Source organism: Bradyrhizobium sp. IAR9 (assembly GCF_013408065.1).
GTDB lineage: Bacteria > Pseudomonadota > Alphaproteobacteria > Rhizobiales > Xanthobacteraceae > Bradyrhizobium.
The window spans coordinates 1088410-1101416 of record NZ_JACBZW010000001.1; the positions used below are offsets into that span (position 1 = coordinate 1088410).

At 65.5% G+C, this 13007-nt stretch carries 13 protein-coding genes; 11 read left to right on the forward strand and 2 right to left on the reverse strand.

Annotated elements, in window-relative coordinates:
* Positions 1 to 73 precede the first annotated feature (73 nt).
* The 11 genes from GGD67_RS05150 to GGD67_RS05200 all read left to right on the forward strand — a co-directional run bounded on the left by GGD67_RS05150 (position 74) and on the right by GGD67_RS05200 (position 10936).
* Positions 74 to 397: a Dabb family protein gene (locus tag GGD67_RS05150; RefSeq protein WP_038947956.1), complete on the forward strand. Its 324-nt coding sequence runs from the start codon at positions 74 to 76 to the stop codon at positions 395 to 397.
* Complete coding sequence (locus GGD67_RS05155; RefSeq protein WP_179731271.1) at positions 394 to 1473, forward strand: maleylacetate reductase; 1080 nt, start codon at positions 394 to 396, stop codon at positions 1471 to 1473. Before GGD67_RS05150 ends, GGD67_RS05155 begins: the two co-directional genes overlap by 4 nt.
* Positions 1474 to 1477: 4 nt before the next feature.
* Positions 1478 to 2842, forward strand: coding sequence for an amidohydrolase family protein (locus GGD67_RS05160; RefSeq protein WP_179731273.1), 1365 nt, complete (start codon positions 1478 to 1480; stop codon positions 2840 to 2842).
* 20 nt (positions 2843 to 2862) lie between these two features.
* Positions 2863 to 3765: an NAD(P)-dependent oxidoreductase gene (locus GGD67_RS05165; RefSeq protein ID WP_179731275.1), complete on the forward strand. Its 903-nt coding sequence runs from the start codon at positions 2863 to 2865 to the stop codon at positions 3763 to 3765.
* A gap of 16 nt (positions 3766 to 3781) precedes the next feature.
* Positions 3782 to 4666, forward strand: coding sequence for an intradiol ring-cleavage dioxygenase (locus tag GGD67_RS05170; protein WP_179731276.1), 885 nt, complete (start codon positions 3782 to 3784; stop codon positions 4664 to 4666).
* 58 nt (positions 4667 to 4724) lie between these two features.
* Positions 4725 to 6119, forward strand: coding sequence for an FAD-linked oxidase C-terminal domain-containing protein (locus tag GGD67_RS05175; protein WP_179731278.1), 1395 nt, complete (start codon positions 4725 to 4727; stop codon positions 6117 to 6119).
* A complete protein-coding gene (locus tag GGD67_RS05180; protein ID WP_179731280.1) occupies positions 6116 to 7639 on the forward strand; it encodes a sugar ABC transporter ATP-binding protein in 1524 nt (507 codons plus the stop codon). The genes GGD67_RS05175 and GGD67_RS05180 overlap by 4 nt, the downstream gene beginning before the upstream one ends.
* The gene (locus tag GGD67_RS05185) at positions 7632 to 8582 is read left to right on the forward strand and encodes an ABC transporter permease (protein ID WP_092256105.1); all 951 of its coding nucleotides are present in this window, start codon (positions 7632 to 7634) and stop codon (positions 8580 to 8582) included. Before GGD67_RS05180 ends, GGD67_RS05185 begins: the two co-directional genes overlap by 8 nt.
* Entirely contained in the window at positions 8579 to 9556 is a 978-nt protein-coding gene (locus GGD67_RS05190; protein WP_179731282.1) for an ABC transporter permease, read from the forward strand. The genes GGD67_RS05185 and GGD67_RS05190 overlap by 4 nt, the downstream gene beginning before the upstream one ends.
* A gap of 44 nt (positions 9557 to 9600) precedes the next feature.
* On the forward strand, positions 9601 to 10575 hold the full coding sequence (locus GGD67_RS05195) for a sugar ABC transporter substrate-binding protein (RefSeq protein ID WP_179731284.1): 975 nt from the start codon (positions 9601 to 9603) through the stop codon (positions 10573 to 10575).
* A gap of 73 nt (positions 10576 to 10648) precedes the next feature.
* Positions 10649 to 10936: a YciI family protein gene (locus GGD67_RS05200; RefSeq protein WP_179731287.1), complete on the forward strand. Its 288-nt coding sequence runs from the start codon at positions 10649 to 10651 to the stop codon at positions 10934 to 10936.
* Positions 10937 to 11026: 90 nt separating this feature from the next.
* Here the strand turns inward: GGD67_RS05200 and GGD67_RS05205 are convergent, their stop codons facing one another.
* Positions 11027 to 12019: an ABC transporter ATP-binding protein gene (locus tag GGD67_RS05205; RefSeq protein ID WP_179731289.1), complete on the reverse strand. Its 993-nt coding sequence runs from the start codon at positions 12017 to 12019 to the stop codon at positions 11027 to 11029.
* The gene (locus tag GGD67_RS05210) at positions 12016 to 13005 is read right to left on the reverse strand and encodes an ABC transporter ATP-binding protein (protein WP_018315996.1); all 990 of its coding nucleotides are present in this window, start codon (positions 13003 to 13005) and stop codon (positions 12016 to 12018) included. Before GGD67_RS05210 ends, GGD67_RS05205 begins: the two co-directional genes overlap by 4 nt.
* Between the last annotated feature and the right edge of the window lie 2 nt (positions 13006 to 13007).

Sequence of the window (13007 nt, forward strand, 5' to 3'; positions counted from 1 at the left end):
TGGCCTTTATTTCCGATTTCTGCAAGGCAAAATAGCGCCAACAAAGCACAATGGCAGGCGAGGAAATCAGGAAATGTCGGGCCCGATCAGGCACATCGTGATGTGGCGGCTGCGCGGGGAAAGCCCCGAGGAGCGCTCCGCCGCCCGGGTCAAGGTCAAGACTCTGTTCGAGGGCCTCAAGGGCCGGATCGACGGCCTCACCCATATCGAAGTCGGCATGGACGTCAGCGCGGTGGATTACGCCTGCGACGTGGTGCTGTTCTCCGAATTCACCGACCAGGCCGCGCTCTCGGCCTATGCCAACCATCCGGAACATCTGCGCGTGCGCGAGGCGCTTGGCGACTTGCGGATCGGGCGCTTCCAGGTCGATTATCCCATCAAAGAGACCGGCGCATGATCGGTTCGTTCACCTTTGAAAACTTGCCCTGCCGCGTCGTGTTCGGCAGCGGAACGCTTGGCTCCGCGAAGGCCGAGGTCGAGCGGCTCGGCGGCAAGCGCGCCCTGGTGCTGACGACGCCGCAGCAGGAGGCGCAGGGCAAGAGCCTTGGGTCGGCGCTCGGCCCGCTCTATGCTGGACTGTTTTCCGGCGCCACCATGCACACGCCTGTTGAGGTTACGGAGCGTGCGCTCGCGGCGATGAAGGCGTGCGAGGCCGATTGCGTCGTCTCGCTCGGCGGCGGCTCAACCACCGGCCTCGGCAAGGCGCTGGCCTTGCGCACCGGAATCAACCAGCTCTGCATTCCCACCACCTATGCAGGCTCCGAGATGACGCCGATCGTCGGCCAGACCGAGAACGGCCTGAAGACCACGGTGCGCGATGCGGCAATCCTGCCGGAGACCGTGATCTACGATGTCGATCTCACCTTGACGCTGCCGGCGAGCCTGGCCGCGACATCGGGCATCAACGCGATCGCCCATGCCGTTGAGGCCCTCTATGCGCGGGATGCCAATCCCGTGACCTCGCTGATGGCGGAAGAAGGCATCCGCGCACTGGCCCGCGCCCTGCCTGCCATCGCGGCCAAGGGCGATGACCGCGAGGCCCGCACCGAAGCACTTTATGGTGCATGGCTGTGCGGCGTCTGTCTTGGCACCGTCGGCATGGCGCTGCATCACAAGCTCTGCCACACGCTCGGTGGAACCTTCGACCTGCCGCATGCCGAGACACACACCATCGTGCTGCCGCATGCGCTCGCCTACAACGCGCCAGCCGTGCCCGACGCCATGGCACGCGTCTCGCGCGCAATCGGCGCTGCCGATGCATCGCAGGGACTTTTCGAGCTTGCGAAGCGGTTGGGTGCGAAGACGGCACTGCGCGATATCGGGATGCCCGAGGGCGGTATCGACAAGGCGGCGGATCTTGCCGTCACCAACGCCTACTGGAATCCGCGCCCGCTCGAGCGCGGCGCCATCCGCGACCTGATCGCGCGCGCCTGGGCTGGCGAGCCGCCGGCCCCAATCAAAGCGGCGGCTTGAGGCGATGCAGCGCACCCTGATCAGATCCGCGACCGTCATCAGCATGGATGACGCGATCGGCGACCTCGGCAACGGCGACGTGCTGATCGAGGGCAGCCGCATCGTCGAGGTGCGGCCATCGATCGACGTCGCGGCCGACACGGAGATCGTCGACGGCGCAGGGCGCATCATCATCCCAGGCCTGATCAACGCGCATATGCACACTTGGCAGACCGGCCTGCGCGGCTATGCCGCGAACTGGACGTTGCTGGAATATTTCCGCCACATGCATGCGGGCCTTGCGACCGTGTTCCGACCCGACGACATTTACATCGCAACCCTCGTGGGCGCGTTGAACCAGATCAATTGCGGCACCACCACGCTGGTCGACTGGTGCCACAACAATCCGACGCCTGATCATACCGACGCCGCCGTGCGCGGCCTGATCGAGAGCGGCATTCGCGCCGCCTTCTTCCATGGCTCGCCGAAGCCGGAGCCAAAGCCGGGCGAGCCGCATTTCTCGGAAGTGCCGCATCCGCGCCGCGAGGTCGAGCGGCTGCTGGCCGGTCCCCTCGCCGACCGCGATGGTCTCGTCACGCTGGGCCTTGCGATCCTCGGCCCGCATTATTCGACGCTCGAGGTCGCCATGCATGACTTCCGCATGGCGCGCGAGCTCAAGCTGATCGCATCGATGCATCAGGGCGGTGGCCCGGCCAAGACACCCGGCGGCTGGGAGAAGCTGATCGAAGCCGGCCTCGTCGGCACCGGCATCAACATCGTCCATGGCAACGATCTGCCCGACGATCTGCTCGATCGTCTCGTCGATCTCGGCGTCTCCTTCTCGGTGACGCCCGAGAACGAGATGATCCAGGGCCATGGCTTTCCGATCACCGGGCGGTTGCTCAGGCGTGGCGTGCGACCGACCATCGGCATTGACCTCGAATCAATCCTCGCCGGCGACCTGTTCTCCGCCGCGCGCATTGCGCTCTCGATGCAGCGATCGCTCGACAATGCGGAGTCCCGCAAGACCAGCGGCACCATCCCCGCTACGACCACGATTCCGGTGCGCGAGGCGCTGCGCTGGATCACGACGGAAGGCGCTCGCATGCTCGGCCGCGAAAACCAGATCGGCTCGCTGACACCCGGGAAACTTGCCGACCTCGTCATCATCAACGCCTCCGATCTCAACCTCGTCCCGGTGCACGATCCCGTTGCGACCGTTCTGATGCAGACGAGCCTCGCCAATATCGAGGCGGTCATGATCGGCGGCGCCTGGAAGAAGCGGAACGGCCGACTGCTGGCTGAGGGGTTGGAGACGAAGAAAGAGCTACTGGCGCAATCCGGCCGGCGGCTGGTGCAGGACATCGAACGACAGGGACGCGCCGCCTGAGGCGCCAACGGACAACAACAATGACAGACACCTCGAAAAACATCGCTTTCATCGGGATCGGCAAGATGGGCCTGCCGATGTCGGCGCTTGTCGCCAAGGCCGGTTATGCCGTCACCGCGTTCGACCAGAGCGCCGCGCGGATCAACGAGGCACGCACGCAAGGCATTGCGATTGCCGCATCGCCGGCCGAGGCCGTGAGCGGCAAGGCGGCTGTCGTCACCTCCCTGCCCGACGACGTCGCGTTGCGCGGCGCCATGCTCGGCCCCACCGGCGTCATCGCCGCCATGGCGCCCGGCGCCGTTTTGATCGAAACCAGCACAGTGAGCGTCGAGGCTTCTACGGAAGTTGCGGCTGCGGCGCAGGCCCGCGGCATTGCCTATCTGCGCGCACCGGTCTCCGGCAATGCCAGCATCGTTCATACGGGCGCGCTGACCTGCTTCGTCTCGGGGCCGAAAGACGCCTTCGAAAACGCAAAGCCGCTGTTCGCCGCCTTCACCCGCGCGCAGACCTATCTCGGGCCGGCCGAGGAAGCCCGTTACGCGAAACTCTCGGTCAATCTGATGATCGCGGTATCGGCGGCGATGATGGCGGAGAGCCTGGCTCTGGCGCGCAAGGGCGGCATCGCCTGGCAGGACATCTTGAAGGTGCTCGACGACAGCGCGGTGGCCTCGCCGATGGTGAAGTACAAGACCGCGCCGCTGCGCACCCGCGATTTCGAATCCACTTTCTCCTGCAAGCAGATGGCCAAGGATCTCGACCTGATCCTGGGAGCCGGCCACGCCGTCGGCGTGCCGTTGCAGCTCGCGGCGCAAGTGCGCGAGACCTACGGCTCGCTGGTCGCGCAAGGCGACGGCGACACCGACTTCATCGCGACCGTCAAGCACCTCGAACGGCTGTCCGGGCTCGGCGAGCCCAAACTCTGATCGGCGGAAGGCACACATGCGCAATTTCAACGAGAACACGATCACCGACGCGGTGCTGGAGCGGATCAAGGACGCTGGCGATCCGCGCATCAAGCAGGTCAGCGAAGCGCTAGTGCGCCACCTTCATGCCTTCGTCCGCGAGATCCGTCCGACCCAGAAGGAATGGGAGCTCGGCATCGACTTCCTGACCCGCACCGGCCACATGTGCGACGACAAGCGCCAGGAGTTCATCCTGCTGTCGGACACGCTCGGTGTCTCCATGCTCGTCGATGCGATCAACCACCCGGTGCCGGAGGGCGCGACCGAGACAACGGTGCTCGGCCCGTTCTTCGTCCAGGCCGCACCGGAAAAGGACAGCGGCGCGGATATCTCCGGTCCGATGGAGGGCGATCCGATGCTTGTCACCGGCTCGGTGTCGACCGTCGACGGAAAGCCGCTCGCAGGGGCCGTCGTCGACGTCTGGCACTCCGACGATGACGGCTATTACGACGTGCAGCAGCTCGACGCCATCGGCGATCTCGCGATGCGCGCGCGCTTCCACACCGACGCCAACGGCAGATTTCATTTCTGGTCGATCAAGCCGGCCGCCTACCCCATTCCGCATGACGGGCCGGTCGGCGAGATGCTGGAGGCGCAGGGCCGTCATCCCTGGCGGCCAGCGCATGTGCATTTCATGATTTCCGCGCCTGGCTTTGAGCAGCTCGTGACACACGTGTTCGTCGCCGGCGACCAGTATCTCGATTCGGACGTGGTGTTCGGCGTCAAGGACAGCCTGATCCGTGAATTCGCGAGGCATCCGGCCGGCCGTGCGCCTGATGGTCGCATGGTGGACAGCGAGTATTTCCATCTCAACTATGATTTCGGCCTGAAGCAGGCCGCGAGCAACGCAAGAGCCGCTTAAGCTAGAGCGGCGACGGACCAGCAAGAGTCCGGCAACAGGGAGCAGACGGGAGCTGAGGATGGGACCGCGGGTCAGCACGAGCATCTTGGCCGAGCGCCTCACGGGCATGATCGGCCCGCGCGCGAGCGTTGCGCGCGGCGTGCTCGATCAGCACGGGCAAAGCGAGTCGCACTATCGCAATTTGCCGCCCGACATCGTCGTCTTCCCTGAGACCACGCAGGAGGTCGCGGAGATCGTGAAGCTGTGCGCGAGCGCGGGCATGCCGATCGTTCCGTTCGGCGCCGGCACCTCGCTCGAAGGCAATGCGGCCTCGGTCGCCGGCGGCGTCTGCTTCGACTTCGCCCGCATGAACAAGGTGCTCAGCGTGCACGACAGCGACATGGATGTCGTGGTGCAGCCCGGCATCACCCGCAAGCAGCTGAATGCGGAGCTGCGCAATACCGGCCTGTTCTTCCCGATCGACCCCGGCGCCGACGCCTCGATCGGCGGCATGACCTCCACGCGCGCCTCCGGCACTATGGCGGTGCGCTATGGCACCATGAAGGACAATGTCATGGCGCTGGAAGTGGTCCTGGCCGATGGCCGCGTGATCCGGACCGCGAAGCGCGCGCGCAAATCGGCGGCCGGCTACGACCTCACGCGCATGTTCGTCGGCGCGGAGGGCACGCTCGGTATCATCACCGAGATCACGCTGAAGGTGCATCCGGTGCCGCAGGCGATCTCGGCCGCGGTCTGTAGCTTCGACACACTCCATAATGCCGTCGACACCGCGATCTCCGTGATCCAGTCCGCGATCCCCGTCGCGCGCATCGAGCTGCTCGACGACGTCATGATGCGCGGCATCAATGCCTACGCCAAGCTCGGCTATCGCGAAGCGCCCACCCTGTTCTTCGAATTCCACGGCTCCGAGAGTTCGGTCGCCGAGCAGGCCGAGGCCGCGCAGGCGATCGCCGCCGACAATGGCGGCCACGGCTTTGCCTGGGCCAAGGCACAGGAAGATCGCAGCCGGCTCTGGCACGCCCGCGACAACACGCTCTATGCGGGCCTGGGCCTCCGGCCCGGGGCGCGCGCCGTGATCACCGATGTCTGCGTGCCGATCTCGCGGCTGGCGGAATGCCTGACAGAGACGCGGCGCGACGCCGACGAGCACGGCTTTACGGCGCCGATCGTCGGCCATGTCGGCGACGGCAATTTCCACATGCTGATCCTGATCGACCCGACAAAGCCCGAGGAGGCCGAAGACGCCAAGGCGCTGCAGGCCCGCATGGTTGCCCGCGCCATCGCCATGGACGGAACCTGCACCGGCGAGCATGGCATCGGACTCGGCAAGATCGGCTATCTCACCGACGAGCTCGGCGAAGCCGTCGATGTGATGCGGTCCATCAAGACCGCGCTCGATCCGAATGGTCTGATGAACCCTGGAAAGATCTTTGCGAGCGGAGCCAAAGCATGAGCGACGCGCTCCCGATCGAGGTCACCTCGCCGACACCGCTGCTGGAGCTGCGCGGCATCAGCAAGGAATTCCCCGGCGTCAAGGCGCTGGATGACGTGTCCTTTGCCGTCTACCCCGGCGAAGTGCACATGCTGCTCGGCGAAAACGGCGCCGGCAAGTCGAGCCTGATGAAGGTGCTGTGCGGCGCCTACCGCGCCGATGCCGGCGAGTTCTACTACAAGGGCGAGAAGGTCGCGATCTCCTCGACCGCCGATGCGCAGAAGCTCGGCATTGCCGTGATCTTCCAGGAATTCTCGCTCGTCCCCTATCTCGATATCGCACAGAACATCTTCCTCGGCCGCGAGCCGAAAGGCCACATCCCCGGCACCATCGACCGCCGCAAGATCCTGGCTGACGCAAAGCGCGTGCTCGATACCATCGGCTTCGACATCGATCCCTCCACCATTGTCGATAAGCTCGGCGTCGCGCAGCAGCAGATGGTCGAGATCGCCAAGGCGATCAGCCAGAACGCCCGCATCCTCGTCATGGACGAGCCGACCGCGGCGCTGTCCGACCGCGAGACCGAGCTGCTGTTCGCCCTGATCGCACGGCTGAAGGCCGACGGCGTGTCGATCGTCTACATCTCGCACCGGATGGCCGAGGTGTTCGCGCTTGGCGATCGCATCACCGTGCTGCGCGACGGCCGGCGCATCGACGGCGTCCGGCCCGCCGACGTCACGCCCGACCAACTGGTCCGCATGATGGTCGGCCGCAACGTCGACATGACCTATCCGCGCAACTTTGCCGACAAGCCCGGCGATCTGCTGCTAGAGGTCAAGGGTCTGACCGCCTCGACCGGCATCTCCGACATCAACATCGAGGTGCGCCGGGGCGAGATCGTCGGCCTATGCGGCCTGGTCGGCTCGGGCCGCAGCGAAGTCGCGCGCGCCATCTTCGGCGCCGATCCCGTCAGCGCCGGCGAGATCATCTTCGACGGCAAGACCATCTCCGGCGAGCCTGACCTCGCCGCCCGCCGGGGCATCGCGCTGATCCCGGAGAGCCGCAAGAGCGAGGGCCTCGCGCTGCTGCGCTCGGTGAGCGACAATCTGGTGGTCTCGGCGCTGCGAAAACTGTTCCCGAGCGGACTTTTCGATTCCCGTGGCGCGCAACGGACGTCCGACGGCCTGATCCGGCAATTGAGGATCGCGACACCGAGTGCGCGTCAGACCGTCGGCCTGCTCTCGGGCGGCAACCAGCAGAAGGTCGTGATCGGCAAATGGCTGGCGGCCGGCTCAAAGCTCTTCATCTTCGACGAGCCGACGCGCGGCATCGACATCGGCGCCAAGTCCGAGATTTTTGCGCTGATCGACCGCCTGGTCGCGGAAGGCGCGGCGGCACTGATGATCTCGTCCGAGCAGGTCGAGATCTGCCATGTCTGCGACCGCGCCTATGTGATGCGCGAGGGGCGCATCGCCGGCCACCTGAACCGCAACGAACTGACCGAGGAAAACATCGTGCGATTGGGGATGCATCATGCGTGAGGCCGCGGTCGTTTCACAACCCAATCCGTTGCAACGCATTCCCGGCGTTGCCATCGTCCTGGTGCTCCTGATCACGCTGTTCAGCGTGATCGCGCCCGGCTTCCTGTCGGTCGCCAACCTCTCCAACGTGCTGGTGCAGTCGACCATCCTGACCATGCTCGCGCTGCCGATGACCCTAATCATCATGACCGAGGGGCTGGACCTCTCCATGGGCGCGGTGCTGACGCTGACCTCGCTCTGCGTCGCGATCGTGTCGCTGGCCACCAAATCGATGTTGCTGGGTTTCGGCGCCGGCCTGCTGGTCGGTGCGGCCTTCGGCGTCGCCAATGGCTGGCTGGTCGCCATCCTCGGCATTCCGCCCTTCGTCGCGACGCTGGGCACGCTCGGCATGGCCCAGGGCCTGTCGCTGATCGTCAGCGACGGCCAGAGCGTGGTCGGCATCCCCCACAGCGTCCGCGACATCTATTCGGCGACGCTGCTCGGCATTCCCGTGCCGATCGTGATGGCGCTCGTCACCTACGCTGCGTTCCACGGCCTGCTCTATCACACCCGCTTCGGTACCTACATCTTCGCGCTCGGCGGCAACCGCGAGGCGCTGCGCTATGCCGGCCTCTCGCCGAACAAGCTGCTGATCGCGGTCTACGCGCTCGGCGGCGCCATGGCCGGCATCGCGGGCTTGTTGATGACCGCGCGGATGAATTCCGGCCACCCGACCGCCGGCCTTGGCCTCGAATTCGATGCCATCGCCGCGGTCGCCGTCGGCGGCACCTCGTTCGAGCGCGGCAATGGCTGGCTGCTCGGTACCCTGCTCGGCGTCCTCTCCGTCGGCGTGTTGCGCAACGGGCTCAACCTGATCTCGCTGCCCTCCTCCGTGCAGGTCGCAAGCGTCGGCGTCCTCGTCATCGTCGCGCTGTTCCTCGATGGTCTCAGGAGCCGGGCATGACCGACATCACGAAAGACGCCATGATGCCGCCCCGCTCATTCCTGTCGCAGGACGCGATCCAGGTGTTCTATCGCCTGCTCGCAGCTCTCCTGATCTGCGCGGTGCTCGCCGTGCTCAGCGATTCCTTCCTCAGCCTCGGCAACATCCTCAATGTGCTGAGACAAGCGAGCCTGACCTTCTTCATCGCCTCCGGACTGACGCTGGTGGTGCTGACCGCCGGCCTCGATCTCTCCGTCGGCGCCAATGTTGCGCTGTCGGCCTGCATCGCCGGCACCGTGATCCACAAGACCGGTTCGCCCGCGCTCGGCATCCTCACCGGGCTTGCCTGCGGCGGCATCGTTGGCCTGCTCAATGGCATCATGGTCACCGCGCTGCGTATCCCCTCCTTCATCGCCACCTACGGCATGCTCTGGGTGCTGAACGGCCTCACTTACTGGTACATGGCAGGCGAGACCCTTCACGGCTTCCCCGCGGGCTTCCGCCAGATCGGGAGCGGCTATCTGTTCGGCCTGCCGATCCCGGTCTACCTGCTGCTGGTGTTCCTCGGGATCGGGACGCTGTTTGCGCAGCGGACGATCTGGGGCCAGGAGATCTATGCGATCGGCGCCAATCCGGTCGCGGCCCGCCTCTCCGGTATCCCGGTCGCGCGCCGCCTGCTGCTGGTCTATGCGGTCTCGGGCACCATGGCGGGGCTTGCATCGATCATCTTCCTGTCGCGGCTCAATTCGGCCGAGGCCGATATCGGCGAGAGCCTGACGCTGCCCGCGATCGCGGCCGTGCTGATCGGCGGCACCTCGCTGTTCGGCGGCGTCGGCACCGTGTTCGGCACCTTCATCGGCGCGCTGATCCTGACGCTGGTGCTGAACGGCATGAACCTGCTTTCGGTCAGCGCCAACTGGCAGCCGCTGGTCACCGGCATCATCGTCATTCTCGCGGTCTGGCTCGACATGAAGACCCGCCGCCGCGCGCAGTAAGTGTTTTTCGATATCCAACAAGCAAAACGAGGGATGGAGGCAATATGAGACAGAAACTGGGCTATCTGGCGCTGCCGCTGCTGATGGCGGCCGCGTTCACCACCGAGGCGCGCGCCGACGGCGAGACCATCGCCGTCTTCACCAAGAACCAGACCAACCCGTTCTTCCAGACGGTGCGCGTCGGCGCCGACAACATGGCGAAGGCGCTGAACGCCAAGACGCTGCAATACATCCCGACCAAGCCGGATTCGATCCCGGAGCAGCTGAGCCAGATCGAGGATGTCGTGGTGAAGAAGCCGAGCGCGATCGTGTTCACGCCGGTCGACTACAAGGCGATGGTACCCGGGGTCGAGAAGATCAACGAAGCCAGGATCCCCGTCGTCAACATCACCGACCGTTCCGCGGGCGGCAAGTTCCTCTCCTTCGTCGGCGCCGACGATTACAGCCTCGGGCTCGAGACCGCACGGTTCCTGCTCAAGACCCTCGGCGGCAAGGGCAACATCGTCATCATCGAGGGCGTCAAGGGTTCGCTGACCAATGTCGACCGGGTCCGCGGCTTCAACGACGCGCTGAAGGAGACCCCTGGTGCGAAGCTCCTGGCCTCGCAGCCGGGCAACTACCAGCGGCTCCAGGCGCTCCAGGTGATGGAGAATTTGATGCAGTCGAATTCGCAGATCGACGGCGTGCTGGCGGCCAACGACGCCATGGCGGTCGGCGCGATCGAGGCGCTCGACGGCGCCAACCGCAAGGCCCAGGTGATCGGCATCAACGGTACCAAGGAGGCCATCGACGCGATCAAGTCCGGCAAGCTGCTCGCGAGCGGCGACTACAACGGATTTGCCCAAGGCTGCCTCGGCACCATGATGGCGATCCGCTCCCTGCGCAATCAGCCGGTCATCGCCGAGATCGTGCTGAAGCCGACCGTCATCACCAAGGACAATTTTGGGCCCTTCGACGTGCCGCTGGAGCAGCGGACCTGCCCGACCTTCGAGGATGCCGGCAAGCTCAGCGCGAAGTAAGTCCACCGATCACGTCCGGACGGCCGCCTCTCGCGGCCGTCCCAAGAACCAAAGTCAAGAAACGGAGACCACCATGCTGTTCGCCATTCACGCCGTCGACCGCGCCGGCGCGCTGCCGACCCGGCTTGCCAATTACGACGCCCACAAGTCTTTCCTCAGCGACACCTCGCGCTTCGGCGTCAAGATCGTGATGTCGGGGCCGCTCGTCTCCGACGATGGTCAAACGATGATCGGCAGCCTGTTCCTGATCGAGGCGCCCGGCCGTGGCGACGTCGAGGCCTTCAATCGCGCCGACCCCTTTGCCGCGGCCGGCATCTGGGAAAAGGTCACGATCACGGGCTTCCTGCGCCGGCAGGGTTGAGGCCGGCCCCATCAAAAATGCGAAAACAACCCCATGCACAGTAGAATGGGGTTGTTTTTGCTGACGAATTTCCGGCGCGAATCTCACCCTTCAGCCGCTCGTCGCCGCAGCTCCGTCTTCGAGATGACAGGCCACCCACTGCTCGGTCCCAGTTGCGCGAAGCACCGGCTCTTCGACCCGGCAGCGATCGAATACGAGCGGGCAGCGGGTGTGGAAGCGGCATCCCTTCGGCGGATTGATCGGGCTCGGCACGTCACCCCTGAGGATGATGGGATTGCGCTGGGCGCCGGGCTCGGGGAGCGGCACCGCGGACAGCAGCGCTCTGGTGTAGGGATGCCTTGGCGCGGCAAAGATCTCTCGGCGCGGCGCTATCTCGACGATCTTGCCGAGATACATCACGGCCACGCGGTGGGTCATGTGCTCGACGATCGCGAGGTCGTGGCTGATGAACAGCAACGCGAGGCCGAACTCGCTCTGGAGATCCTGCAGCAAATTGACGATCTGCGCCTTGACCGAGACGTCGAGCGCCGAGACCGCCTCGTCGCACACGATCAGCTCGGGCTCGGCCGCGAGCGCGCGGGCGATGCCGATGCGCTGGCGCTGGCCGCCGGAGAACTCGTGCGGCCTGCGGTTCAGCGCCTCGCGCGGCAGGCGCACGGTGTCAATCAGAGAGGTGACGCGGACCTCGAGATCCTCGGCGGATTTGGCGAGGCCGAAATTCCGGATCGGTTCGGCCAGGATGTCGCGCACCCGCATGCGCGGATTGAGGCTGGAGAACGGGTCCTGAAACACCACCTGCACGCGCCGGCGCATCTGGCGCATCGTGCCCGGATGTGCGTCGTCGATACGCTGGCCGTCGAGGATGACCTGGCCTGCGGTGATGTCGAACAGCCGCAAAATGGCGCGCCCGACCGTCGACTTGCCGCAGCCGGACTCACCGACCAGCGACAGCGTCTCGCCGCGCGCGATCTCGAAGGAGACGCCATCGACCGCATAGACGAATTCGGACTTGCGGCCGAACAGGCCGGACTTGACCGGAAAGTGCTTCTTGAGGTCGTTGACCTGGAGCAGCGGAGGGCTCATGCCGCGACAGCTCCCTTGGCCGCATAGTGGCAGGCGGCGACGTGACGAGGGCCTTTCTCTTCGAGCCCCGGCGCATATTGACGACAGAGATCGGTCGCAAGCGCGCAGCGGCCGGCAAAGACGCAGCCGGTGATCGGCTTTCTGAGATCGGGCACCTGCCCGGGAATTTCGGCGAGGCGTCTTGCCGTGCCCGTGAGCGACGAGCCGAGCCGCGGCACCGCGCCAAGCAGGCCCTGCGTGTAGGGATGCCGCGGCGCGCGGAACAGTTCGGCCACCGGCGCCTCCTCGACCTTGCGGCCCGCATACATCACCATGACGCGCTCGGCGATTTCGGCGACGACGCCGAGATCGTGGGTGATCAGGATGATGGCGGCGCCGACCCGGCGCTTGAGGTCCAGCATCAGCTTCAGGATCTGCGCCTGGATCGTCACGTCGAGCGCGGTGGTCGGCTCGTCGGCAATGAGAAGCTTGGGATTGCAGGCCAGCGCAATCGCGATCATGACGCGCTGGCGCATGCCGCCGGAGAGCTGGTGCGGATATTCGCGCACGCGGCGTTTCGGCTCGGGGATGCCAACCAGCGTCAGCATCTCGATCGCGTGCGCCTCGGCGGCCTGCTTGTCCAGGCCCTGATGGATCATCAAGGTCTCGCGGATCTGCCGGCCGACGGTCAGCACCGGATTGAGGCTCGTCATCGGCTCCTGAAAGATCATCGAGATGTCGTTGCCGCGGATCGCGCGCATCTCGCGATCGGAGAGTTGCAGCAGGTCTCTCCCTGCAAAGCGGATCGCGCCTGCGATCCTGCCCGGCGGCTCCGGGATCAGCCGCATCAAGGACATCGATGTCACCGACTTGCCGCAGCCGGATTCACCGACGATGGCGAGCGTCTCGCCCTCGTTGACATGGAAGGACACCCCGTCCACCGCGCGGTTGATGCCGCCGGGGGTACGAAAGTGGGTCTGGAGGTTTTCGACTTCGAGCAGCGCCATCG